The sequence below is a fragment of the Erwinia sp. MYb416 genome (genome assembly GCF_037479575.1).
Taxonomy (GTDB): Bacteria; Pseudomonadota; Gammaproteobacteria; order Enterobacterales; family Enterobacteriaceae; genus Erwinia; species Erwinia rhapontici.
The window spans coordinates 39,033-64,781 of sequence record NZ_JBBGYT010000421.1 but is presented as its reverse complement, the minus strand read 5'-3'; the positions used below and the strand labels follow the sequence as shown (position 1 = coordinate 64,781).

General features: G+C 52.5%; 25 protein-coding genes. 4 read left to right on the top strand and 21 right to left on the bottom strand.

Going from position 1 to position 25,749, the window contains the following annotated elements:
- Nucleotides 1–11 precede the first annotated feature (11 nt).
- Nucleotides 12–1,061: a glycerophosphodiester phosphodiesterase gene (gene glpQ / locus WH277_RS07125; RefSeq protein WP_133846833.1), complete on the top strand. Its 1,050-nt coding sequence runs from the start codon at nt 12–14 to the stop codon at nt 1,059–1,061.
- Nucleotides 1,062–1,110: 49 nt separating this feature from the next.
- Here glpQ and yigL read toward each other — a convergent pair whose 3' ends face one another.
- Both yigL and pldB read right to left on the bottom strand, forming a co-directional pair.
- The gene (gene yigL, locus WH277_RS07120; RefSeq protein ID WP_133846834.1) at nt 1,111–1,911 is read right to left on the bottom strand and encodes a sugar/pyridoxal phosphate phosphatase YigL; all 801 of its coding nucleotides are present in this window, start codon (nt 1,909–1,911) and stop codon (nt 1,111–1,113) included.
- A gap of 63 nt (nt 1,912–1,974) precedes the next feature.
- Nucleotides 1,975–2,967, bottom strand: a complete 993-nt coding sequence (pldB, locus tag WH277_RS07115) for a lysophospholipase L2 (RefSeq protein ID WP_133846835.1) — start codon at nt 2,965–2,967, stop codon at nt 1,975–1,977.
- 115 nt (nt 2,968–3,082) lie between these two features.
- Here pldB and rhtB point away from each other — a divergent pair, with 115 nt between their 5' ends.
- Nucleotides 3,083–3,706, top strand: coding sequence for a homoserine/homoserine lactone efflux protein (rhtB, locus tag WH277_RS07110; protein ID WP_133846836.1), 624 nt, complete (start codon nt 3,083–3,085; stop codon nt 3,704–3,706).
- Between the two features lie 78 nt (nt 3,707–3,784).
- Here rhtB and recQ read toward each other — a convergent pair whose 3' ends face one another.
- Together recQ and pldA are read right to left on the bottom strand one after the other, a co-directional pair.
- Nucleotides 3,785–5,617, bottom strand: a complete 1,833-nt coding sequence (gene recQ, locus WH277_RS07105) for an ATP-dependent DNA helicase RecQ (RefSeq protein ID WP_133846837.1) — start codon at nt 5,615–5,617, stop codon at nt 3,785–3,787.
- Between the two features lie 67 nt (nt 5,618–5,684).
- A complete protein-coding gene (gene pldA, locus WH277_RS07100) occupies nt 5,685–6,563 on the bottom strand; it encodes a phospholipase A (protein ID WP_339505111.1) in 879 nt (292 codons plus the stop codon).
- 173 nt (nt 6,564–6,736) lie between these two features.
- Between pldA and WH277_RS07095 the strand changes: the two genes are divergently transcribed.
- Together WH277_RS07095 and rarD are read left to right on the top strand one after the other, a co-directional pair.
- A complete protein-coding gene (locus WH277_RS07095) occupies nt 6,737–7,207 on the top strand; it encodes a thioesterase family protein (RefSeq protein ID WP_339505109.1) in 471 nt (156 codons plus the stop codon).
- 4 nt (nt 7,208–7,211) lie between these two features.
- On the top strand, nt 7,212–8,105 hold the full coding sequence (rarD, locus tag WH277_RS07090; protein ID WP_133846840.1) for an EamA family transporter RarD: 894 nt from the start codon (nt 7,212–7,214) through the stop codon (nt 8,103–8,105).
- Between the two features lie 56 nt (nt 8,106–8,161).
- Here rarD and corA read toward each other — a convergent pair whose 3' ends face one another.
- The 17 genes from corA to WH277_RS07010 all read right to left on the bottom strand — a co-directional run bounded on the left by corA (nt 8,162) and on the right by WH277_RS07010 (nt 25,620).
- Nucleotides 8,162–9,121, bottom strand: a complete 960-nt coding sequence (gene corA / locus WH277_RS07085; protein ID WP_133846841.1) for a magnesium/cobalt transporter CorA — start codon at nt 9,119–9,121, stop codon at nt 8,162–8,164.
- 149 nt (nt 9,122–9,270) lie between these two features.
- Entirely contained in the window at nt 9,271–9,327 is a 57-nt protein-coding gene (gene ysgD / locus WH277_RS28675; protein ID WP_374760164.1) for a YsgD/CorL family protein, read from the bottom strand.
- An 86-nt stretch (nt 9,328–9,413) separates the two neighbouring features.
- A complete protein-coding gene (uvrD, locus tag WH277_RS07080; protein WP_171149787.1) occupies nt 9,414–11,576 on the bottom strand; it encodes a DNA helicase II in 2,163 nt (720 codons plus the stop codon).
- 59 nt (nt 11,577–11,635) lie between these two features.
- Nucleotides 11,636–12,352 carry a 5-amino-6-(5-phospho-D-ribitylamino)uracil phosphatase YigB gene (gene yigB / locus WH277_RS07075; RefSeq protein WP_167864782.1) on the bottom strand — a complete coding sequence of 239 codons (717 nt, stop codon included), beginning with the start codon at nt 12,350–12,352 and terminating at the stop codon, nt 11,636–11,638.
- Complete coding sequence (gene xerC / locus WH277_RS07070) at nt 12,352–13,260, bottom strand: tyrosine recombinase XerC (RefSeq protein ID WP_133846844.1); 909 nt, start codon at nt 13,258–13,260, stop codon at nt 12,352–12,354. Before xerC ends, yigB begins: the two co-directional genes overlap by 1 nt.
- Nucleotides 13,257–13,964, bottom strand: coding sequence for a DUF484 domain-containing protein (locus WH277_RS07065; RefSeq protein ID WP_133846845.1), 708 nt, complete (start codon nt 13,962–13,964; stop codon nt 13,257–13,259). Before WH277_RS07065 ends, xerC begins: the two co-directional genes overlap by 4 nt.
- On the bottom strand, nt 13,961–14,785 hold the full coding sequence (gene dapF / locus WH277_RS07060) for a diaminopimelate epimerase (protein WP_133846846.1): 825 nt from the start codon (nt 14,783–14,785) through the stop codon (nt 13,961–13,963). Before dapF ends, WH277_RS07065 begins: the two co-directional genes overlap by 4 nt.
- A gap of 27 nt (nt 14,786–14,812) precedes the next feature.
- Complete coding sequence (gene lptM, locus WH277_RS07055) at nt 14,813–15,013, bottom strand: LPS translocon maturation chaperone LptM (protein WP_133846847.1); 201 nt, start codon at nt 15,011–15,013, stop codon at nt 14,813–14,815.
- 201 nt (nt 15,014–15,214) lie between these two features.
- Complete coding sequence (locus WH277_RS07050) at nt 15,215–16,168, bottom strand: hypothetical protein (protein ID WP_159338541.1); 954 nt, start codon at nt 16,166–16,168, stop codon at nt 15,215–15,217.
- 112 nt (nt 16,169–16,280) lie between these two features.
- Nucleotides 16,281–17,264, bottom strand: coding sequence for a hypothetical protein (locus WH277_RS07045; protein ID WP_339505099.1), 984 nt, complete (start codon nt 17,262–17,264; stop codon nt 16,281–16,283).
- Nucleotides 17,265–17,275: 11 nt separating this feature from the next.
- Nucleotides 17,276–17,842: a hypothetical protein gene (locus tag WH277_RS07040; protein WP_339505097.1), complete on the bottom strand. Its 567-nt coding sequence runs from the start codon at nt 17,840–17,842 to the stop codon at nt 17,276–17,278.
- Between the two features lie 77 nt (nt 17,843–17,919).
- The gene (locus WH277_RS07035; protein WP_159338538.1) at nt 17,920–18,444 is read right to left on the bottom strand and encodes a hypothetical protein; all 525 of its coding nucleotides are present in this window, start codon (nt 18,442–18,444) and stop codon (nt 17,920–17,922) included.
- A gap of 27 nt (nt 18,445–18,471) precedes the next feature.
- The gene (locus WH277_RS07030) at nt 18,472–18,933 is read right to left on the bottom strand and encodes a hypothetical protein (RefSeq protein ID WP_339505096.1); all 462 of its coding nucleotides are present in this window, start codon (nt 18,931–18,933) and stop codon (nt 18,472–18,474) included.
- Between the two features lie 11 nt (nt 18,934–18,944).
- Nucleotides 18,945–19,646, bottom strand: a complete 702-nt coding sequence (locus WH277_RS07025; protein ID WP_202879951.1) for a pilus assembly protein — start codon at nt 19,644–19,646, stop codon at nt 18,945–18,947.
- 22 nt (nt 19,647–19,668) lie between these two features.
- A complete protein-coding gene (locus WH277_RS07020; protein ID WP_339505092.1) occupies nt 19,669–21,852 on the bottom strand; it encodes a TcfC E-set like domain-containing protein in 2,184 nt (727 codons plus the stop codon).
- A gap of 165 nt (nt 21,853–22,017) precedes the next feature.
- Nucleotides 22,018–22,548: a CS1 type fimbrial major subunit gene (locus WH277_RS07015; RefSeq protein ID WP_208868854.1), complete on the bottom strand. Its 531-nt coding sequence runs from the start codon at nt 22,546–22,548 to the stop codon at nt 22,018–22,020.
- A 546-nt stretch (nt 22,549–23,094) separates the two neighbouring features.
- The gene (locus WH277_RS07010; protein WP_339505089.1) at nt 23,095–25,620 is read right to left on the bottom strand and encodes a class I adenylate cyclase; all 2,526 of its coding nucleotides are present in this window, start codon (nt 25,618–25,620) and stop codon (nt 23,095–23,097) included.
- Nucleotides 25,621–25,749 lie beyond the last annotated feature (129 nt).

The window sequence follows — 25,749 nt, the reverse complement described above, 5'->3', positions numbered from 1 at the left end:
AAGGGAACATTATGTTGAAAAACGTTATCGCTACCTTACTTCTCACCACCTCTCTCGCGGCGACAGCCGCGAGTTCTTCGCCTGTCGTGATTGCGCATCGTGGGGCCAGCGGTTATCTGCCGGAACACAGCCTGCCGGCAAAAGCGATGGCCTATGCTCAGGGAGCGGATTACCTTGAGCAGGATCTGGTGATGACCAAAGACGATCATCTGGTGGTGCTGCATGACCACTATCTGGATCGGGTGACGGATGTTGCCACGCGTTTCCCCCATCGCGCACGGGCTGACGGACGTTATTACGCTATCGACTTTACCCTTGCCGAGATCAAGAGCCTGGCGTTTACCGAAGGCTTTACGCTTGAAAACGGCAAAAAGGTGCAGACCTTTCCAGGCCGCTTCCCGATGGGGAAATCTGATTTCCGTGTTCATACCTTTGAGGAAGAACTGGAGTTTATTCAGGGCCTGAACCACTCCACCGGCAAAGACATCGGGATTTATACCGAAATTAAAGCCCCGTGGTTCCACCGCAAAGAAGGCAAGGATATCTCTGCCAAAGTGCTGGACGTCCTGAAGCAGTATGGTTACAGCAGTAAGACCGATAAGGTTTATGTGCAGTGCTTTGACTATAACGAAGTGAAGCGCATCAAGACCGAACTGGAACCTCAGCGGGGAATGAATCTGAAGCTGGTGCAGCTGATCGCCTATACCAAATGGGATGAAACTCAGGAGCAGCGCGACGGTAAGTGGGTGAACTACGATTACGATTGGATGTTCGCGCCGGGTGCGATGAAAACCATCGCCCAATACGCCGACGGTATTGGCCCGGATTACCATATGCTGGTGGCGCCAGGCGCAAAAACCGGCAATGTGGCGCTGAACGATATGGTCAAAGAGGCACACCAGAATCATCTGGTGGTGCATCCGTACACGGTACGCGCCGATCAGCTACCGCCTTATGTCAGCAACGTCGATCAGCTGTACGACCTGCTGTACAACAAAGCGGAGGTTGATGGTCTGTTTACTGATTTCCCGGATAAAGCCGTTCGTTTCTTAGGTCGATAACTATCGGATGACTAAAGGGCCGATCGAACAGTTGATCGGCCCTGCAGACTTACACGTGATACAGCTGACGCAGGAAGTTCGGCACGGCCTGATCGGCATTCGACCCGATCACTTCCAGCTCCGGTAAGATATCTTTCAGGCGCTGATGAGAGTTGCTCATGATGCAGCCTTTGCCCGCCATACTCAGCATCTCTTTATCATTCATACCGTCACCAAAGGCAATGCACTCCTGTAACGAGAAGCCCAGTGATTTTGATACCGCATCCAGCGCGTGCCCTTTCGACACACCGCCCGCCATCACTTCCAGGCAGGTTGGCAGCGAGAAGCTGACGTTAACCCGATCACCCCAGCGCGCAATCAGCGCCAACTCCAGTGGGACCAGCAGTTCCGGGATCGCGCAGGTGAAGAACACCTTGCTGATGCCGTCGGTCGACAGCTGGCCCGGCTCATAGATCTGATAGTTGAAGTCAGACTCGCGGAAGAAATCCATCTCTTCAGGACGGTGGCGGTTCAGGAACCACTCTTCATCCCGATACACGTTGGTGTAGATATCAGGGTTGGCGTGCTGCATGGCGAACAGTTCAAGCGCGATATCTTCATCCAGGTTGTGACTGAAAACCAGCTCACCGGCGGTGTTATGCACCCGCGCCCCATTTGAGGTGATCATGTAAGCATCGATGCCCAGGCTGTCACGCATCTGCGCCACGTCGATGTAATGGCGGCCCGTTGCAAAGACAAAATGGATGCCTTTACGTGTCAGCAACTGTAACGTTTCGCGGGCATAAGGGGAAAGCGTGTGGTCCGGTGACAGCAGCGTGCCATCCAGATCTGAAGCAACAATACGGTACATAACACCTCTGATTAATATTTCTGGCGGGCTGTCAGTACCCACCGGCAAAGTCATTCTGTCCACTCAGCAGTGGCGGGAAAAAAAGGCCAGGATGGCCTCCAGCGCTTCGCTGCGCATGCTGTCTTTCTCAAACAGGATCTCGTGGCGGGCACCGTCGATAATCATCGGCTTACCCCCTTCGCAGGGCTGGCCGGCGGCCACCATCGTCTGGCAAAACAGATCCTGAGCGCGGTTATCCACCACTTTATCGTCAGCGGCCTGGAGCAGCAGCAGCGGCGTCGATATCTTCGCCGCCTGGCTTAAAATACTGTGCCCGGCGCGTACCCCTTCTCTCACCCAGTGATAAGTGGGGCCACCCACACGCAAGCCCGGGTCGTCGGCATAAAAGCGCAGGTTACGGCGATAGCGTTCACGGCTGTGTGTCAGTTCGTTAATGGCGAACGGGCGCGCATGCCATTTTCCGGTCCCCAGTGCAAAACCCTCGCGTACCGTCGGATATTTTTCCGCCCAATTAAGGATAGAGTTGGCCATCCATAACGGCATCGGCAGGAAGATGCCAAACATCGGCGATGCCAGCGCCACTGCATCAAACGCCGCAGGCTGGCGAGCCAGCATCAGCGCCAGTATCGCCCCGCCCATCGAATGGGCCAGTGCATAACGGCGGCGATAGTGACGTGTGACAATCTCTTTCAAATACAGGGTTTCGAGGTCGTCGACATAATCTTCGAATTCAACCACATGGCCACGGTGAGAATCCTGCAATAACCGCCCGGATCGTCCCTGCCCGCGATGATCGATAATGATGACATCATAACCGCTATGGAACAGGTCATAGGCCAGCTCCGGGTATTTCACATAGCTTTCAATGCGCCCCGGGCACAGCAGTATCACCTTATCGTGTTGCGGTGAGATGAAACGGACGTAGCGGATCGGGATGTTTTCAACACCGAAAAACTCATCCTCTTCACGCAATTTCCAGAAATCCAGCAACGGGCCTGTAGCAAATGCCGCAAAGGCTTTTTCCCGCGTCGTCCAGTTGTGTTTACGATGTTCCATCAGGCTCATTTCCAGAAAGGACTCTCCCTTAAAAAAAGGGGCAGGGTTCCCCGTAGCGCCGCATTCAACAATAACGTATTGTGTCACAAATGAGCGTTTTTCGGGAGTTTTACGCATGACCATCGAGTGGTGGCTGACCTATCTGTTAACAACCAGCATCTTAAGTCTGTCGCCAGGTTCTGGCGCAATCAATACCATGAGCACCGGTATCAGCCACGGTTATCGGGGTGCGGTCGCCTCAATCTCCGGCCTTCAGGTTGGGCTGTCGCTGCATATTGTGCTGGTTGGCATCGGGCTGGGTGCACTGTTTTCCCAGTCGTTACTGGCCTTTGAAATTCTTAAATGGGCCGGGGCGGGCTACCTGGTCTGGCTGGGTATTCAACAGTGGCGATCGGCCGGGGCGATCGATCTGAATGCGGTTGCCAAAGCGATGCCGCGTCGTAGGCTGTTTAAACGCGCCGTGCTGGTGAATCTGACCAATCCAAAAAGTATTGTGTTCCTGGCTGCCCTCTTCCCGCAGTTCATTCTGCCACATCAGCCGCAGGCGATGCAGTATCTGGTCCTGGGCGTCACGACCGTAGTGGTGGATATTATCGTGATGATTGGCTATGCCACGCTGGCCACACGCATCTCCGCGTGGATCAAAGGACCGCATCAGATGAAATTGCTAAACCGGATTTTTGGGGGCTTGTTTATTGCGGTAGGTGCACTGCTGGCCTCGGCACGAAGAATCGCCTAACAGAACCCGGGTCGGGCATGCCTGCCCCCTACAAAACCTGTCGCGGCCGATAATTTATCGATCGGCCCACATCAAACATTACTCGTCGTCTTCACCGTCGACATGTTCTTTGATCATCACCATAAACGGCCTGCCAAAACGCTCCAGCTTCTTATGCCCGACGCCATTCACACTCAACATCTCGGATGCTGTCAGCGGCATTTGCTCCGCCATTTCAATCAGCGTTGCATCGTTAAACACCACATATGGCGGAACATTGGCTTCATCGGCGATGGATTTACGCAGCTTGCGCAGTTTGGCAAACAGCTTGCGGTCATAACTTCCGCCATAGGATTTCTGGCTGCTGTTACGCGGTTTAATACTCACCAGGCGAGGAACCGCCAGCATCAGCGGCACTTCACCACGTAAGGTGGGGCGTGCGGCTTCCGTCAGCTGTAATGCTGAGTGCATGGCGATGTTTTGCGTCACCAGCCCAAGGTGAATCAACTGGCGTAACACGCTGGTCCAGTGCTCATGGCTCTGCTCACGGCCGATGCCATACACCGGTAATTTGTCGTGCTGCATATCGCGGATGCGCTGGTTATTGGCGCCGCGCAGGATCTCGACGATATACCCCATACCAAAACGCTGCCCAACGCGATAAATGCAGGAGAGTGCTTTTTGCGCCTCGACCAGGCCATCATAGCGGCGCGGTGGATCAAGGCAGATATCGCAGTTGTCGCAAGGCTGCTGACGCCCCTCACCAAAATAGTTCAGCAAGACCAGACGACGGCAGGTCTGCGCTTCGGCAAACGCACCCATCGCATTCAGCTTATGGCGTTCAATATCCTGTAGCGGCCCCGGTGTTTTCTCTTCCAGACACTTACGCAACCAGGCCATATCGGCCGGATCGTACAGCAGCAGCGCCTCGGCTGGCAGGCCATCACGCCCCGCACGCCCGGTTTCCTGATAGTAGGATTCGATATTGCGCGGGATATCAAAGTGCACCACAAAACGCACGTTGGGTTTGTTAATGCCCATACCAAAAGCCACGGTCGCCACCACGATTTGCAGGTCATCGCGCTGGAAGGCTTCCTGCACATGAGCACGGTGTGCGTTATCCATGCCCGCATGATAGGCGCCAACGCTCAGGCCACGGCTTTGCAGACGTGCTGCGGTGTCTTCCACTTTGGCCCGGCTGTTACAGTAAATGATGCCGCACTTGCCGCGCTGATCCTGCACATAGCGCAGCAGCTGTTCGGTAGGTTTGAATTTTTCCACCAGCGTATAGCGGATATTGGGGCGGTCAAAGCTACTGACCTGGATGAGCGGGTCATCAAGCTGCAGCAGACGGGCAATGTCGTTACGCGTGGTTTCATCGGCGGTGGCGGTCAACGCCATCACCGGGACATCCGGCAGGCGATGACGTAGCTGGCCCAGCGCACCGTATTCCGGGCGGAAGTCGTGGCCCCACTGGGAAATACAGTGGGCTTCATCCACCGCCAGCATCGCCGGATTCCAGTGCGTCAGCTGCTCGAGGAAGTTGTCCATCATCAGACGTTCAGGGGCAATGTACAGTAGACGGATGCGACCGGTACGGCAGCCTGCCATCACTTCCTGCTGCTCTTCACGGTTCTGCGTCGAATTGAGGCAGGCCGCCGCAACGCCGTTTGCAAGCAGTTGGTCGACCTGGTCTTTCATCAACGAGATCAACGGCGACACCACCAGCGTCAGCCCCTCACGCACCAGTGCAGGGATCTGATAACAGAGTGATTTTCCGCCGCCGGTTGGCATAACGACCAGACAGTCACGCCCGTTGAGCGACTCCTGAATGATGGTTTGTTGCCCCGGACGAAACTGCTGATAGCCGAAGGTATCGCGTAATACCTGCTCTGCCAGCGTTTCTTTATTGATGACTGCTGCCGTAGACACGTTGTCCCCACATCTGAAATAACAAGAATTCTGGCCGGGTTGATTGCTCAACCCGGTCACGACGACCTTAGAACAGGTCGTTGAGCGTCACGCCCACACCGACGCGCGTTTGACGGTGGTTATAGTCGATTAACGATTCGCCATAACCACTAAACACCTGCGTATAGAAACGCACATGATCGGTCATCGGGTAGCTCCAGCCCAGTTCAGCGCCGCCGTAGCCGCTGTTCCAGTTGTAGTTGCTCCTCACGCTGAAGATGCTCTCGCCCCACTGGTAGCCCACCGTCAGGCAATAATAACCCATGTACTTAGTGATATCCGGGTTATCGTCATTATTTTCACTTTCTGGAAGACGGTACCAGGGTTTGACCTCAACCATCCAATTGCCGTTTTCTGCCATCAGTCGGGCATAGACACGGTTCCAGCTGCGCGATGTCGGATCGGATCGGCCGTTAGACTCATGATTCAGGCCCGTTTCCACATCGCGTAACGTCCAGCCAGCGAAAGAGTAATCCGTGGCCCAGCCAAGAAAGATCTGCGGCTGGTAGTTGGTTTCACGAAACGGTGAAGAGGCACCACGATTAGATAACTGCCACCAGGACCGTTGAGTATAGGACGCCGCCAGCACCGAGTTATCGCCGAGAATGCCACGCCATAACGGGAAGGCCAGGCTTAACTGGAACTTCACTTCATCATGTTTGGCTTTATTTCCCCAGTCGTAAGACTCGATCGCTTCCTTGTTGATATTGCTGGTATCCGTGTAAAGCAGATAGTTGTTTTCGTAAGGGAACAAGATAAACGGGTTATCGTGCTTCTCCAGCAAATTGGCAATAATGCTGCCGCGAACCGCAGGCTGATCGTGGACATCTTTTACGGTAGCGGTCTGTGCCAGCACCAACGTCGGAAACAGAATTGCTGACGCCAGCAATCCTTTCAGCAGAGCCATAGGATTCTCCCAGAGAGGCGGATAAGTGAATAAAAAGCACGCCATTCTACACAGAAACATCCTGGGGGATTAGTGCTCATTTCCGAAAGTGGAAAGCACCGTCAACGAAGCATATTATACACACTCCGTTAACCTGATTTTTCATTCAGACCGCATTACAGGAAGACCCGCTAATGTCAGCAGTACCTATGGATCAGGCTGCCGCTCGCCGCCTGATTGGCGAGATTTTTGTCTACCACATGCCGTTCAATCGCGCACTGGGGCTGGAGCTGGACCGACTGGAGTCGGATTACGCAGAGATAAGCCTGGCGAACCAGACCATGCTGGTCGGTAACTCTGCTCAGAAAATATTGCACGGTGGCGTGATCGCTTCCGTACTGGATGTCGCTGCCGGTCTGGTGTGTGTCACCAGCGCGCTGACACGCCAGGAAACCATCACTGAAGAGGAGCTACGCCAGCGCCTGTCGCGCATGGGAACCATCGACCTGCGGGTGGATTATCTGCGTCCCGGCCGTGGTGAACGCTTTACGGCCAGCAGCAGTCTGTTACGTGGTGGTAATAAAGTGTCGGTTGCCAGGGTCGAGTTACATAACGATGTCGGTGTTCATATTGCCAGCGCCACTGCTACCTATCTGATCGGTTAACTTCATGAATCCACAGCACACTCGCCAGGGCATTTTCTTTGCTCTGGGCGCTTATTTTATCTGGGGCATTGCTCCGGTTTACTTCAAGCTCATCCAGCAAGTTGCCCCCGGGGAAATTATGACCCACCGGGTGATCTGGTCATTTTTCTTTATGCTGGTGCTGCTCACCGCCAGCCGACACTGGCGCAATGTCCGTACGGTTATCCAGCACCCCAAAAAGGTGCTGCTGCTGGCGCTCTCCGCCGTTGTGATTTGCGGTAACTGGCTGCTGTATATCTGGGCGGTGAATAATCACCATTTGCTGGAGGCCAGTCTGGGTTACTTTATTAACCCGTTGCTGAACGTTCTGGTGGGGATGGTGTTTCTCGGGGAACGCTTCCGGCGCCTGCAATGGCTGGCAGTGGCACTCGCGGCCTGCGGCGTACTGATACAGGTGTGGCAGTTTGGTTCCGTGCCGGTGATCGCTCTCAGTCTCGCCATCAGCTTTTCATTCTATGGCTTGCTGCGTAAAAAAATAGCCGTTGATGCCCAAAGCGGAATGCTGATTGAAACCAGTTGGCTGTTAATCCCTGCGGCTATCTATCTGTTCGCGATAGCCGACAGCCCCACCAGCCATCTGGGAAGCAACCCACTGAGCCTCAACTTGATGCTGGCCGCTGCCGGGGTGATCACCACGGTTCCGCTGATGCTGTTTACTGCCGCTTGTACACGTTTGAAACTGTCCACCGTCGGCTTTTTCCAGTATATGGCACCCACGCTGATGTTCCTGCTAGCCGTATTATTTTACGGAGAGCAAATGACACCCGATAAAGTCGTGACCTTTGGCTTTATCTGGACAGCGCTGGCGCTCTTTATTGCCGATGCTCTGTTGGCATTACGCCGATCGTCGGCCGTATAGCGCGATAAGCAGAAATAAAAAAATCGCCTCTCAGGCGATTTTTTTTATCGAGCGGCTTACAGCCAGTTCTTACGCTTAAAGTAGGCGTAAGGTGCCAGACCGGCGAGGATCATCAGGCTAATCGCCCCTGGATAGCCAAAGCTCCATTTCAGCTCAGGCATAAACTCGAAGTTCATCCCGTAGCTGGAGGCCACCAGGGTAGGCGGCAGGAAGACCACCGATACCACCGAGAAGATCTTGATGATGCGGTTCTGTTCGATGTTGATAAAGCCCATCGCCGCCTGCATCAGGAAGTTAACTTTCTGGAACAGGGATTCATTGTGCGGCAGCAGGGATTCGATATCGCGCAGGATCTCGCGAGCCTGCTCCAGCTGATTGCCTGGCAGACGCGCCTTACGTACCAGGAAGTTAAGTGCACGCTGGGTATCCATCAGACACAGGCGCACCTTCCAGCCGATATCTTCCAGCTCTGCCAGCGTCGACAGTGCTTCATCAAACGCATCGCCCTGCTGTCCTTCCATAATCACGCGGCTCAGTTTTTCCAGATCGCTGTAGATATTCTCGATCTCATCCGCCAGCTGTTCGATTTTTGTCTCAAACAGATCGAGCAGCAGCTCGTAAGCATTTCCGTCGCTCAGAACCTGATTACGGGCACGCATACGGTAAAGACGAAACGCCGGGAGTTCACGTTCGCGCAGGGTATACAGGCGCCCTTCACGAATGGTGAAGGCCACCGTCGAGTTACCCGCGTGATCGTCAGCATCTTCATAGAAGAAAAATGAGTGAATATGCAGACCATCTTCATCTTCGAAGAAACGTGCGGAGGCTTCGATATCTTCCAGTTCAGGGCGGGTCGCAAGGCTCTGGCCCAGTTCGGTTTGTACCCGATCTCGTTCAGCTTCTTCCGGTTCGATCAAATCGACCCAGACGGAACCGATCAGCTCGTCCCTGGCATCAGCATCATCCAGTTCAAGGCGGGTCAGACGGTTTTGGTCGAGTTTAAATGCGCTCAACATTAGCTGTACTCCCAATTCACAGTAACAAAATGGGACAGAGCGCTTGAACACGGGAAACAGATGTTTCAGTCAGCGAGCAAAACTGACTCAGAGCGACGGGACATGCGGTCGCCAACAACCACGAAGGCTATCGGCAAAAGAGGATAGCCTTAGGAGTTGTACCTGAAATGCAGGTCAGTGAGCCAGTATGTACTGGGTGTGTCCAAGGCGAATGTCCTCTTAGGGTAATGGTGGGCGCATGTTACGCTGAGACTAAAAAGGCGTCAAGCGGGGCCATGCGCCCTTCTGGGCGTCACATCGCTTCCAGTTTGGCATAAGCAGCCACCAGCCACTTAATGCCCTGTCCCTGGAACGCCACCTGGAGTCGGCTATGCTCGCCACTGCCTTCCAGATTAACGATAGTCCCTTCGCCAAACTTGGCATGATGCACCCGCTGGCCGAGGGCGAAACCACTGTCATTTTTCGCGATCGGCGTCCCCATGCGCTGATGGTTGGCAGGGCGGCTGACGCTGGCACGCAGACGAACCTCCTCCACGCACTCTTCAGGCAACTCTCCGATAAAGCGCGATGGGCGGTGATACACTTCCTTACCATAAAGCCGTCGGGTTTCGGCATAGGTCAGGGTCAGTTTCTGCATCGCACGCGTCACACCAACGTAGGCCAGGCGACGTTCTTCTTCCAGGCGGCCACCTTCATCCAGCGACATCTGGCTGGGGAACATGCCCTCTTCCATGCCGACAATAAACACCTGCATAAACTCCAGCCCTTTGGCGGAGTGCAGGGTCATTAACTGCACGGCATCCTGCCACTTGTCGGCCTGCCCTTCACCGGCCTCAAGAGCGGCATGGGAGAGAAACGCCTGCAGCGGCATCAGGTCCTGGTCTTCATCCTGATAGCTGTACTGTCGTGTGGCATTAACCAGCTCCTCAAGGTTTTCGATACGTGCCTGGCCCTTCTCGCCTTTTTCCTGCTCATACATCAGCCACAAACCGGAATCTTTGATCACCCGGTCCGTCTGCACATGCAGCGGCATCTCAGCGGTTTCCTGCGCCAGTGAATCGACCAGCTCGGTAAAGCGCTGTAAGGCTGATGCGGCACGCCCGGCCAGCGCTTTTTCCTGCAACAGCACGCGCGTGGTTTGCCACAGCGTGAGCTGACGTTCACGTGACGTCTGGCGGATGACATCCAGCGTCCGGTCGCCTATGCCTCGGGTCGGCGTGTTGATCACGCGCTCAAAGGCGGCATCGTCATTACGGTTGGAGATCAAACGCAGATAGGCCAGCGCATCCTTGATTTCCTGGCGCTCGAAGAAGCGCATACCGCCATAGATCCGGTACGGCATACTGGTTTGCAACAGGGCTTCTTCCAGCACGCGCGACTGGGCGTTACTACGATAGAGGATCGCGCAGTCATTCAGCGCGCCGCCATTCTCCATCCACACCTTAATGCGGTTGACCACAAAGCGCGCTTCATCGAGTTCATTGAAGGCACAGTAAACCGCAATTTGCTCGCCATCGCTGTCTTCGGTCCACAGCTCTTTACCCAGGCGGCCACTGTTATTAGCAATCAGGGTGTTCGCTGCTTTCAGAATATTGTTGGTCGAGCGGTAGTTTTGCTCAAGACGGATGGTTTCCGCACCGGGGAAATCTTTGAGGAAGCGCTGGATGTTTTCCACCTGCGCACCACGCCAGCCATAGATAGACTGATCGTCATCCCCCACGATGATCACTTTACCGGTGTCACCCGCCAGCATACGGATCCACGCATACTGGATATTGTTGGTATCCTGGAATTCGTCCACCAGGATATTGGTAAACCGTTCGCGGTAGTGATTGAGGATATGCGGTTTGTTCAGCCACAGCTCATGAGCACGCAGCAGCAGCTCGGCAAAGTCCACCAGACCGGCGCGATCGCAGGCTTCCTGATAGGCCTGGTAAATACGCAGCCAGGTCTGTTCAATCGGGTTACCGTAACTTTCGATATGTTTCGGACGCAGCCCTTCGTCTTTTTTGCCGTTGATGTACCACATCCCCTGACGGGCAGGCCACTGCTTCTCATCCAGATTCATCGCTTTGATCAGGCGCTTCAGCAGACGCAGCTGATCTTCACTGTCGAGGATTTGGAAGTCCTGCGGCAGGTTGGCATCGAGATGGTGCGCGCGCAGCAGACGGTGCGCCAGCCCGTGGAACGTCCCGATCCACATACCGCCCTGGCTGGTACCGATGAGCTGTTCGATACGGTGGCGCATCTCGGCCGCCGCTTTGTTGGTGAAGGTCACCGCCATAATCGAATAGGGGGAGCAGTTTTCCACTGCCATCAGCCAGGCAATGCGATGCACCAGCACGCGGGTTTTACCACTGCCCGCACCCGCCAGCACCAGCAGGTTGCTGCGCGGCGCGGCAACGGCTTCGCGTTGTTTGTCATTCAAGCTGTCGAGCAGTTCAGAAACGTCCATAGGCACCGTCGGGGATCGGGGGCAGCATCAGGCCGCCCACTGGATATTTAACCAGCTTATTATATCAGCGCGGTCAGCGATGCCAACCGGGAAATTTCCAGCGTGGGAAGCAGGCGGGTGTCGTTAATATGCATCAGGTTGCCTTCACGCAGGTTAATCCAGCATGACTGCATGCCGTAACGGATAGCCCCGGCGACATCCGTGGTGAGATCGTCACCCACATGCAGGATATTTTCAGCAGACAGATTTAACCGCTCTGCCGCCAGCTGATACATATCATGGAAAGGTTTAGCGCGGCCATCCGGCCCGGCACGCAGGGTAAACTGGAAGTACTTATCCAGGCCACAAAGGTGGGGTTCCGCATTACCATTGGTGATCGCCACCAGCGGTATGCGCTGAGCCAGAGCCGCCAGCGTGGCGTGCGTCTCTTCAGGCATCTCAATCTCGCTGCGCCAGCGGGCAAAGACAGCCATGACGTCATGCGAACCTCTCAGCGCCTGCGTTGACGGCAGCCCCACATCCAGCATCACCTGCTCGACTGCGCGGCGACGCCACTCGCTGACATCATGATAAATTTCAGGCTCGGCAGCCAGCAGGCGGTCACGCACCTGTTGATACTGCGCCACGCTGTAGTCCTTCAACGCGGGATGATACGCCTGTAGCGCGCTGTGAGATTCCCGCGTAGTACGCAGGATCACCGGGTGGTTGTCATACAGCGTGTCATCAAGATCGAAGGTCATTGCCGCAACAGGGCGTAAAGGCCGGTAAAAGTGCATCAGGATTTTCCTCGTTTCGCACGGGGATGGGCAGCATCGTAAACCGACGCCAGGTGTTGAAAGTCGAGATGGGTATAGATTTGCGTAGTGGTCAGATTGGCATGCCCGAGCAGCTCCTGCACGGCACGCAAATCACCACTGGATTCCAGCATATGCGTTGCAAATGAATGACGTAGTTTATGCGGATGAACATGGCTGGACAGCCCCTGTTTAACGCCCCACTCAGCAAAACGCTTTTGTACGTTACGCGCTGAAATGCGCTTGCCCTGCTTCGACAGGAATAACGCAGTGTCCTCTGGTGCAAACAGCTCACGCATCACCATCCAGTGCTCAACCCAATGGACGGCGGTCCGGCCAATCGGCAGACGGCGCTCTTTGCTGCCTTTACCGATCACCCACACTTCACCGGAAGCGAGGTCAAGATGACTCAGGTCAATACCCACCAGTTCGGACAAACGCAAGCCGGCACCGTACATCACCTCCAGCATCGCGCGATCGCGAACGGCCAGCGGGTCATTGAGGTCAATGTCCAGCAGCTTGTCGACTTCATCGACATCAATATTTTTGGGAAGATGCCGTGCAGCGCGCGGCGTGGCAACGCCTTTCGCCGGGTTAGCGTTGATGACGCCCTGGCTGATCAGCCAGTCGAGGAAGCTACGTAATGCGGAAAGCCTCAGCGCCAGGCTCGCGGGCTTCAGCCCGCTGCGACTGCTGCGGGCCGCCAGTGAGCGCACCAGGGCAGCATCCAGCCGTGGCCAGTCACTCACGTTCAGTTCATCCAGCAGGGCTATGACAGCACTGAGCTGGCGCTGATAGCTCTCCTGAGTGAGAGGACTGAGCTGACGCTCCACTTTCAGATAACGCAGGAAGCCCTCTACGGCTGGCAGCAGGGGCGACTCGCTATTCACGCGCGTTCTATCCAGCGTGACAGCAGCTGGGGCAACATCAGCGACAGATGCTGTAACAACACCGTACCCATGCCCGACTGGTAATGCTGATTGTCGCGGCTGCTGAAGATCAGTACGCCGAGGTCACCCTCTTCACCCAGCAGCGACATCGCGACCGAACCAATGGCTTTTGCCTGTGGCAACAGTAACAGTAACTCCGGGCCATTAAGACTGCCAAGATAGTGATTCTGTTTACCCAAACGCTGAATGCGCACAGATTCAAATGCCTGACGCGGCAGCGCCAGCTGCGTAAAGTCGGAAGGGGCACCGATGCGCCATTTCTCAGCGAACAGCCGAATATTTGCCCCCGCAAGGCCAAATTCACGCGCCCAGCGATGGAGGCGGTTAAGCATGTCATGCAGACTGGTGGCCGAGGCGAGACGCCCCTGCAGGGCGAACAGCCGATCAAACAGCTGCTGATTTGCGCTGGCCTGCTCCATCAACAGCGTAATGTCTTCTTCCAGCTGGTGAATATGATTGCGCTGACGCGCCAGCTGCCACTCCACCAGCGAGACGGTGCCGCGGATCGGATGCGGCACGATCATCTGTTCAACCTGGCGGGCATTGCGGATAAAGAAGTCTGGATTTTGCATCAGGAACTCACTGACCGTACGATCGTCTAGTAAGATTTCGCCAGCGTCCTGTTGTTCCCCGACATTTTTCATAAATGAATAAACCCGTCATATACGTGAGTGGCAGGACCGGTCATATACAGGGGATGCCCCGGACCTTTCCATGCGATATTGAGCGTGCCGCCAGGCAGGTCAACCCGCACTTTTTCCGCCAGCAACGTCTGCTGTATCCCGATCGCGACGGCGGCGCATGCACCGCTGCCACAGGCCTGGGTTTCACCCGCACCGCGTTCATACACGCGCAGACGGATATGTTCGCGGCTGACCACTTCCATAAAACCAACGTTGACCCGCTCAGGAAAACGTTCGTGGCTTTCCAGCACCGGCCCCAGTATTTCCACCGTGGCGGTTTTTACACTCTCAACCTGTAAGACGCAGTGTGGATTACCCATCGACACCACACCACACATCACAGTTTGCTCAGCAGCGCGCATCAGGTAGATATTTTCCGCTTTGTTGGCACGGAAAGGCACCTGCTGCGGTTCGAAATTGGGTTCGCCCATGTTCACGCACACCAGTTCATCCTGGTTGACGCTTAACACCATGCGGCCGGTTTGGGTGCTGACGCGGATATCATTTTTATTGGTCAGCCCTTTCAGGCGGACAAAGCGGGCAAAACAGCGTGCGCCGTTGCCGCACTGTGCCACTTCGCTACCGTCGGCGTTAAAGATGCGGTAATGAAAATCCAGATCAGGATCGTAAGGCGGCTCAACGATCAGTAGCTGATCGAAGCCGATCCCCAGATGACGATCGGCCAGACGGCGGATCAACTCAGGTGAGAAATAGACATTCTGCGTGACGGCATCAACCACCATAAAGTCGTTGCCTAGGCCGTGCATTTTTGAAAACTGCATTTTCTGCTCCGCCGGGTGCGTCATAGTTTACTGAGCCGGTTGCACACTCTGTCCGCGGGTCGTGGCAGGCGTCTGCTCTGACGTGGCGGATGGCGTCGTTGGGGTAGCCTGCTGGACCTGCGGTTTAGCAGTCTCATCTTTGGGGAAATAGAGCGGGCCTTTCAGGCCACATCCCGTGAGGCTGACCGCAGCCAGTACCAGAGCCAGCGGGAATCGTATTTTCTTCATTCTTGTTCTGCTCGTTAAAGATACCTTTTGCCGTCTATCATCGCAGGTGAAGTTCGAAAAGCAACAGGAAAAGCGCAATCCCTGTTGCCGTATTCACCATCAGAAGCATCAGGGGCACAGCAGTAAAAGAGGGAACAGACGGCCAGAGAAAGGATGCCAGCGAAACACCGCCCACGGCCACAGGCGGTCTCTCTTTATCTGTCACGCTTTAGTGACAACATTAAAGGTCAGCACATCGCTGTAGTCGCCATTTTTAATCCCCTCCGGCGCGAAGGTGCGGAACGTGGGTAGAAAACAGGATGTCCTGTCTTCGAGTAACTGCAGCGTGGAAAAAGAGTTGTTGGGCAGATCAACTTTACTCGTTCCGCTATCCAGCGTCAGCTGGTAAGGAATACTCTGACTATTATCCTGTATGTTTTTCAGCTGATACTTATTATTTACCGTGCCGTTCTTGCTGCTGGCAGTAACAATAAACAGCCTACGGGCCGCCCCACCGCCATTATACCGCATGCAGAGCTTTTCGCTGCTGGCGCTCAAAGGAATAACCTGCTCGCCGCTTTTTATTTCACCGAGATCCCAGTCAGGCGCAGTAACCGTCAGTATGATATCACGAGCAGGAGGGTGAGTCGGGTCGGATATGGTTTGACAAGTTACACTGTTGCGGCTGATATAAACCCCACCGGTAATATCAGCCACATCAGTAAAACCAACAGTTACATTTGCTGCCCGGATAACCACCCCGGGCCAGGATTCAACAATACTATTGTTGAATATTATTTTGAACTCGGCATCAAAGGGCATTCCTTTTAATCCGACATTATATAGAACAATGTAATCATCTCCGCTGTAATTTCCTAATTTCAGGCCGTCCATGAAAGCTGAATTTGGACGAACACTAACAAGAACACCAGAACTTGAATAATTATAAAACAACACACCTCGGCCCAAAAATTGTAAATTATTTGTTCTTCCGGAAGAGGTCTTAAATTTCACCACGGCCTTGACCGTACTGGTTCCATTACCATTATCAACCATCTGGCAATCACGGTATCCATATGCAACATCTGTGGTTACGAGAGTAACCCCACCAAAAGCAGGATTTATCAACAGACTCAGAAGTAACATCCTCCAAAACCCCCCTACAATCCTTTTCATTGCTTATTCCTTATTCGCATTTTTTCTATCTATACCACTGACTGAGGGGGTTCTGATTCATTGATTAAACAGTAACTGATACTAATTTCTGCTTACATCAGTGCCTGTGCCATCAGGCCTTTGTCGCAATATTAAAGGTCAGCACATCACTGTAGTCACCCTTTTTAATGCCCTTCGGCGCGAAGGTACGGAACGTGGGTAGAAAACAGGTTTTCCCACCAGGCAGCAGTGGCAGTGTGGTTAATGACCCGTTAGGGAGGTCAACTTTATCGCTACCACTGTCAAGCGTCAGCTGGTAGGGAATAATCTGCGTATTATCTTGCAGGCCTATAAGCTGATACTGATTATTCACTGCGCCGTTCTGACTGCTGGCATTAATGACAAATTTCTTACCGGTCGCATAGGCTTGATCATACTCCAGACAAAACTGGCTTTGACTGCTGCTAAAGGGAATTATCTGCTCGCCGCTTTTTATTTCACCCAGGTCCCAATCGGGTGCCGTTGCCGTCATTGATACATCGGGTTCGGGTGGGTTTTCAGGGTCGGCAATAGTGCGGCAAGTTCCTTCGCTGCCAAAGGTAATATAGGCAGTCTTATTATCGTTATAATGAGTATCGAGAGTATCAATACCCGCACTGATGGAAACCCCTGCCCAGTTTTCTATATCACTATTATACAAATAGACTAATACCTCTCCGATAAATGCCCCCGCCTCACCCCATGGATAAAGTATCGGAACTCCCCAGGTAGGCATAATAAATATTCGCACATAGCCATTTTCCTTCATCATGGTAGTAGGATTCGCATCTGAAAGATCTATTCTAACGCTTGATGGGACCGACCTGGCTGGAAGACCATCCTTCGAATACGTGTAGAACAGAATTGCACGCGACCTCAACTTAGTACTTCCAATTATTCCTTCTACGGCGTTAAATGAAATATTGACCCTTGCAAAAGTACCGTATCGGTTTTTTGTCAATGAGCAGCTAGAGTACCATTTAGCAACGTCTGCTTTAACAATATTTGTGGAATAAGCCGGGGTAACAAAAAAACAATGAATTAAAATCACCAACACACCTGAAATAATAATATGCATTCCTGTTATCCTTATTGACGATTGCACCAATATTTCCCACCAATATCTATCTTTTCACCGGATATCATCTGTGGTGTACCGGGATAGACATTAAAATCATCCACTTTACGGCTATCAATTTTAATGTTTTTTGCCTGATAACGCGTTGTGCCCGTCGCCGTCAGCGTAATGGTATTCGCGCGGCATACGGCGCTCAGGGTGCTGATCTTCTTTTCTGGCAGTTGGCGTACCAACGCACTAAAACTCAGGTTAACCGCCACGCCAGCAGCAAGGTTTGCTATCCCGTTGCCGGATATTTCAGTGGACGGCTTTACATCCAGTCGGTAAACGGTTTCCTGCGTAACGGCGGCCAGCGGCTTGAGATTAATTTTTTTTGACTGACCGCGTGCAAGGGACAGTTTGAACGGATAGGCATAGAGCTGCGGGTTGCGCGCCATCCCCACCGGCTCAAGTATTTCTTTGTCATACGGCACACCAGGGTTGATCAGTTTTGAAAGGGTGACGGTGACGTATTCCATATGGTCACTTTTGTTGACGAGGGTCATATTGGCAATATCGTCCCCGTCAACGTCAATCATTTTTGGCACCAAATCAATCACTGCACAGGCAGGAAAACCGAAGAGTAATATCATCGTTGCTAATACCGATCTAAACATTATTCCACCACTGGCTCAAAGAGTAATGACAGCACGCCGCTGTAAGTTCCCCCCACGGACTTAAAGTCTCCGGCAGGCGGGTAACCTGAAATATTGATCAGATAGTGCCCTATGGTATCTTCACCGTTTATCGGCGGGGGATTGGAAAAGGTCACTTTAGTCGCTGCCGTCAGCTCCTGCACCGGCGAATCCATCGCCCCCATGACGACTTTTATATTACGGAACAACAGTTCAGGCTTATTTTTGTTTTGTAACGTCAGCGGCAGCGCCAGACTGGCCTGGAAGGTTCCACTACTGGACGTAATTCGCAGCGGCGCTGCAACCGAATAAGGCGTGTCAAACGCCCCAAGCTGCTCAAGCTGTAGACCCTGATCGTACCAAGTCCCTTTTTCATCGGTAACAAACAGATTATTCTCTTTGTTCACATGAGCGCTAATTTTACTGGTAAATTTGCCTTTGAGCTCTATGTCTGCCCCCAGGCTCAGGCCCGGCAACAAACAAAGCAGCAGTGGCGCTATCTTCATTTTTGATATCATTACGTTTCCTCTGCGTTATTTGTTACCCACTGAAGCACCCAGTTGATAAATCACCACCCCATAACCGATACTGACCGCCAAAGGCACCAGGGTATTCTCCGTCGTCACCCCCTGTACGCTGATATTTTCACGCGGACGAAGAGTCACGCGCCAAATTTTTCGCTGTGCAGGCTTACGGAGTTCTTTCACATTGATTTCCCGCTCTTGCTGGGGCCCCAGCGCCAGACGCATCGGACTAATCAACAGCGAGGGAGCGGCAACGTCGCCCACAGGGACACGCACTTCCGGGTCTGTCAGCGGCGTTTGCACCTGCTCCTGGGTGATATCAAGATACAGCGGAGAATCACCCGTGTTTTTCACCATCAGTTTTCCCACACGATCTGGGCCGCCCAGGGTCATCTCGCTGAGTGAAATGCGCAGCACACCCGCTGCCTGCGACGTATTGTTCAACAGGCATAGACCGAGTAGTACGCTCATCAGCAAACGCATTACGGGCAGCTCAGGGTTGTCGGCTCATCGTCAACATTCATGACAATCTGACTGGCGGTAAACGACTGCGGTACGCCTGGGAAAAGACCAACAGTGGCCGGGTTTTTCTTATTCACTGGGGTGAATTTCATATCCGACAAGCGGACCCGGATATTTCCACTGTTGGTCAGGATGATTTGTTTGCCTTCGCAGCGATGTGTCCAGCTGCTTTTCTGATTTCGTGGCACAGGCATATGGCGCACCAGCACGCCATATCCAATGGCGACACTCATGGGTGCGGTGATTTTATCCTGTGGCGCATCTTTCACCTGGAGCGAATGTACCGGAGTGATATACAGGCGGTATACGCCTTCCTGCGTGGGCTCTTCCAGCGATGTCAGGCGAATATCGCGGCTCTGATTAGGCCCCAGGGTCAGCTTTTCTGGCGTTGCCAGCACGCCCGGATGAGGCATATCGCGCATCATGATTTTCTTCTCAGGATACATGCCAGGATTCATCACTTTCTCCAGACTGACGGAGAGATAGAGCGGAGCATCGCCGACATTACGTACTTTGATCATCTGCGGATGGGCGTTAAACAGACGCGTACTGACCGGGAGAACCATCAGTTCTCCGTCGGCGAGTGCCGCGGGGGCTGAAAACAGTAACCCGCCGACCATCGCGGGTATCGCCAGCATGGTCAGCAATAATTTTTTAGGCATAAATATTCTCACTCATTAAAATTTAAGGCCGCAGCGGCACACAGGGGTAATCATTGCCTCTGGGTTTGGTTAAGTCGCAGCGGAAACTCCCCTGCTTACCATCGACCGTCACCTGTTGCAGTACGCCTTTACTGGCAATAGAGAACAGACCGTTTTGATAAACGTTATCCCCGGTTTCAGAAATGACGCCGCTGACGGGAAGCCCCTGTACGGTTTTCATAAAGCCGTTGTACAGCAGGTTGATATCGACCGTTGCTTTGGCGTTATAGACCTGTCCTGGGTGTGAACGCACAATGTTGGCCGGGATTTCAATGTTCATATCCATATCGTTGCTGCGGGTCATGACCTGTGCATACGGGATATCGGTATACTGTTTCAGCGGAATGGCATAGCGATGCCCGCCGGCAACGGGGGCACCTTCAACGCGAAAGCCATAATCCAGCGCGTCAATTTTTGGTGTCTCCAGCATCATGGCCGCGCCGCTATAGCTGTAGCGCCCCAGAGCAATGCCCTGAGCGTTCGCCGCGATCATGCCGCGATAGTTGAAATCACCATTGGTACTGCTTTTGTCATGCCCGACGTTAAGTGAAGCATCACCACGGGTACCGGAACGACTGGCATAGAGATTAACGTTGGTGTCATTACCAATGCGGTTGACAGTGGTGCCCGCAGTGGTTTCGCCGAAATCATCGTCGAAGGTTTTACGGTAATCGCCACTCAACTGCGTTTGTCCGCCAGAGCGAGCTGCACTGAAGCTGGCCTGTGAGTTGTTCAGCGTCCAACTGGTATTCAGGTAAACACCATAATTCCCCGATGACTGCTGGTAACCGCCCTTCTGTATGCCTAGGGCAAAGTTGGCCCACAGTCCGTTCGGACGATAGTTCCAGCGCACTTCGGCCTGCTGCTGTTCGCTATTCGAATAGCGCCTGTAGCTGTAACTTAACATCGCACCTTTCAACAGATAGCTGTAAGAAAGGCTGGTACTACTGGACCCGGCATAAAAATGGGATACCTGGTTATTCTGGTAACGGCTTAAGGACAGCGTGCCAAGTTTCTCGCTGGTGGCACTCATGCTGACGTAACCCCCGGTTTTCTTTTCACCGCTCAACAACCCTAACGTTGGGATCACCTGGAACAGTCCCGTTACAATGGAGCGCGTAAGATTCAGCTCTGCCGCCCATTTGCCTTTATCACCTTGTATCATGGAGGTATTCACAAAGAACCAGCGCATATCCTGGCTCCAGGATGCCTGCAACATCGACAGATTGGTCTGTGCTTCGCGGCCAGCGGTCAGGCTCCAGGCATTCCGCCCGCTGCCAAAGTTAACGTTATTGACTTCTCGCTCTTCTTTTTTTATCAGCCGGCCATTATGGTCAACCAGTCTGATCTCCAGTGGGTAATAACCACCAGGTAGATCGGAAAAATCGATCTCATTTCGCCCCAGGACTGCCGGGCGCTTAAGCAACATACGGCCGTTACGATAAAACTCGTAGTTACCTTCCGAGGTGGCATACAGCACCAGCGACCCTTTGTTCGGGTTACTTAACAGGTGAGCTTGACTTCCCACGGTGAAAAACTGGTTAAAACCGCTGGTCAGCAGCGTACTGATCGAACCGGATGAGTAATCAACGCTGTTTTGTTTACCCGTTCGAACATAGATGTCAGCGAAATTTTTCTGCATATACCAGGATGAAACACCCTGCGTATCAGCGCTCTGATTCTCTCTTTCTGTACGGCTGGCATACCAACTAAGAAAACCATAGGACTGAGAGGGCAGCCCAAGCCAGGCATTGCCGTTAATGTTCATTGCGCGATAACTCTCAGAAGAGGCGCGCAGGTCAACCGACTGATTATGAACCAGACCAAAATTTGTGGCCGGCACAATATAATCACTGTTTGCATCACGAATGGTTATGGTGCGTTTAACTTTATCAACAGAGACGCGATAACCTTCCAGCGTTAAATCACAGCCGTTATGACATTTTTGGTAGTCAAAACTCTCAAGTATTTTTTTCAGCGTAGCAATATCTTCAACCCCCACGCCATTACTGAGATATTTTCGTTGGTTAAATGTTAATTTACCGTCCTGTCGGGAAATAATAATAAAGTCCGGCAATGTATTGCCGTTAAATGTTGCTAAATAACGCGCATCATCCTCTAAATCTGAAGCACTAAACCCAGCAGGTACATTATAAGAGATCTTCATCTGGGCGAACGAACCCGGGGAGTTCATTGCAAAAAAAACAAAGACCCACCCTTTATAAGGTAAGCTGTTTTTTTTTCGGTGAGTCATATCCATATTCCTCTACCAGGTAGTCAATGCAAAAAAAACCCCGGTCTAACCGGGGTTAAACTAAGCTATCGCTGACTCTTACGAACCCGTTGATGGCTCAAAAAGCATAACCAGATCACCGCTGTAGCTACCATTCAGGCTTGGTTTGCCATCAGCAGGAGTAGCAGGTGCATCAACAGTGACGGTCAGGTTGTAAATAGCGTCATAGCCATCAGCAGTCTGTACGGTTTGGGTCACTTTCTGTGCCGTGCCATATTTTAATGCCAGATCACCCTGAGCAGAGCCAAGAGTTACCACTGGGTTCAACATTTCATAATTAGGGCCGGCCAATTTCAGGTCCTGAGCCAGGGAAATATTAAAGTCAGCATTCTTAGTCCACACACGAATAGGCAGCACTTTAGAGAATTGCTTCTGTTTGTAATCAGTTGGTTCCAGCTCTTCGGTGTTATACCAAGAAGAACCATCTGGCTTGGATACAAACATGCCATCGTTAATCTGTGCAGTCAGAGTAATTTTCTTAGAAACTGAATCAGTTTTAGTAGCAGCGTGTGCAGCACCGGCGAAAGAAAGAGTCATTGCCATTGCAAGTGCAATATTGCTGAGTTTCATGATATTCATCCATAATATATTTAACTAAGTCACCTTCATGATGACCATCCCCCCAAGGTGTAAAGCACCTTGCCTGTAATATAAATTACAGGCAAAGCGCCTATCACTTGTTAATAGGATGAGATGTAGTTTACATGTAAAAATTGATGGATGCATTATGACAAACCCTGCCACATAAAAACAAATAAATGAACAATCTAATTATATATACGATGAAAAACATCGCGAAAATTTAAAAAAACAGAATAGCGACTATTAATATCGCATATTAACAATTATGACAAATAATGTATCGTGTAATAAAATAAATCAATTAATAACAAGTTGATAGATGACAAACATAAGATGCTTAAATCAAGCATCTTGATAGGTGTAAATAAAATAAAGCGCGACAAATCATAGCATTACGAAATAATATGCAGGGGGAGGTGGCGGCGTAGAGTGAAAAATGATCAACGATACTACGGGGACTCAATCATCGCAAAGGGGATCGGCAGCATAAAAATCTATCGCATCTTAGTGCATCTGATAGCGTCGTGCGTTCTCTTAGCTGGCGCTATCATTCGGTACGGCAGCACAGAGCTGCGTCAGAGTCTGACTGCGAAACGGGATCACCTGGAAGCGCTCTTCCACCTTCACAATCTGATAGAACTGCGGCAAGTTGAAGTTGATGAAACTGGAACCATAGGTGAATCGATCGTGTGAGGACGAGTAGAAGCGGCTGACATCACGCACCAGCTCCTCTTTACTGCCTTCGCAATGGTGATACACCTCAACGCGGTTTGTTTCGTCAAGGATATAGATATTGAAGCCGTGATCGTCCAGGGTATCTTCAAAGAAGAACTGAATGATGCCTTCACTGGCATAGCCATTCACCACGGCAGGCAGGCGTACCTGATCCGTTTCCACCTTAAGCGACAGGCCGTGCAGTTTATTATTGGAAATGGCACCGTAGAATTCGACCGCATTTTCCAGCTTTTGTACCGAAACACTGAGGCGCTCAAAGAACAGTCCCCATGTCTGTCCCGCTACACGTACGGCTTTGAATCGGCCTGGCTCCTGACGAGTGCTGGAAAGGCGCAGTTCAATGCATTCAGACACCAACTGCTGCACACGGGTACGAATCAATCCGCGCAAGTGCTGGCTATAGCAGAAGACTTCCACAGAATCTGGCGGTGAGGCGTCCTGGTGCATTTTGCCCAGAATGGTTTTCAACGCTTCAATCATTGCCTGCTCGCCGTTGAAATGCAGCGTACGCACTTCATTCCACGAGTTGCGGTACAGCAGATCGACACTGCCAACCAGGCACTGCTGCTGCTGACCAAAACTGAACACATCCAGCTTACGGAAGTCGAAATGCACCACCTGATTGCGGAATGCTGCCGTCGGGTCATATTCAAGATTGACGATAATCGCCAGATGACGGATCTCGCACGGGCTGTAAAGGGCTTTCGGCGTAGGCGAAGGCAGACGCAACGGGAAGTGATGCGAAACATCGGACACCAGTTCCTGCAAACGGGCCAGATCGCAGATCTCGTTGCCTTTAATATGCAGCCGCGTTTTGCTGGTCAGCAGGCCGTTAAACCATGCCCATGCCACCAGCTTGTTAAGGTAGCGATTATATTCCAGCGGCTGATGGCTGATAATCGAACTCATGTCTGGTGACTGGTTATACAGATACCAGCCTGCACGGTTAGCGCGGCCGTTTGGCACATGAATAAAGGTCAGGTGTGATTCTGACAGGTCAGGGGAAATCTGCGGATTAAGCAGAGTGACTTTCCCTGGCAGAGCTTCAAAGGCCGCGTACAGCTTACGCGTCAGCACGCCAATATCCTGCGGGCTGGCGCTGACGCTTAAGTTGTTACGGCGCGCAAAACGAATCAGGTTGCGATAGCTCTGCATCATCGCATCCAGTAATTCATTATGGGCTTCTCGAACCTGGCTTATTTTCCAGTCGGCACGGCTGTCGAGCATCGCCAGGCGGGCATTATCCCAGCCCCACTCTTTAACCAGCTGGCCAAGAATTTCGCGGCGCCAGCCCGTGTCTTCTGCTGAAATCGACAGTTTTTCACAGACTTTGAGATAGAAGCAACGCCGCACCAGGTCAAGGCGAGCATGATCGTCAATACTGGTGAGGTAGTGAGTCACCCGCTCCAGCATCATGCAGTAGGGGTCGAGCCCATAAGAGACAATTTCACCGTCGTGCAGGCGTTGTTTAATATCCATCGCCAGCAGACGCGTGGCAGGGTATTCCCAGGAATAGGCCTCCAGCAGCAGCGTTTTGAGCACCGCCTTGTAGGGCGAATCGATGCTTTTATACAACTGCCACAGGCTGGCACCGAAATACTCTTCGGCCGACAGCGTACCCAGACCACCGAGGTCCAGCCATTCGTTAGGGGTTAACACGCCCTGTTGATACAACGACATAACATAGTCGTCGTAATGTTCTTCTTCTTCGCGTGGCACCATATTCCACAGAATACGTTTACCCGCCATGCGCACCGCCGTGCGATAGAACTCATCCAGCAACAGGATATGCTGAGTAGAGCCGCAGTCTTCACCACCGAGGCTGCCGCTTTCGTTGTGCCGGAAACGGTTTTCATCAATAAGGAAGAAACTCACCTCAACGCCCATGGCCGCACACCACTTTTGCAGCTGGGTGCATTTTTTCTGCAAGCTCAGGCGCTCGTCATTGTCCAGCCATGACTGATGGCAGACCCAGATATCGAGATCGGAGGTATCATTTTGACCGACGGATGAGGTACTGCCCATCGAGTAGACGCCGGTGATCGGCATTTCACCCTCGGGAGGGATCGCCGCGGCAGATCCGGATTTTCCTTCTAAATCATCCAGATAGAACTTTTGACTTTCATCAGGCGTGTAAAAGCTGATGCCATGTGGAACGTTACCTTCGAAGTAACCCGGCATCAGCGGATGATGATAATGTAATAAGGTCGGCAGCAGACTGTAAACCTGTTGGAACGCAGGCCCCATGGCCGCCAGCGCACGATCAACGCGCAGCTGGTTAATGGCATCCAGTCTCTGTTTCAGTGTCTCAATGTAGAGGTACAAGACGTCTCGCCTGATTATCCCAGTGCCTATACCCTTATTGGACTAACAAGGGTATATAAAAGTTCGGTTTCCGAAATCTGCCGCTTGCTTTAAAAATAGTCGTGCAGATTATTGCTGGAAACGTGATCA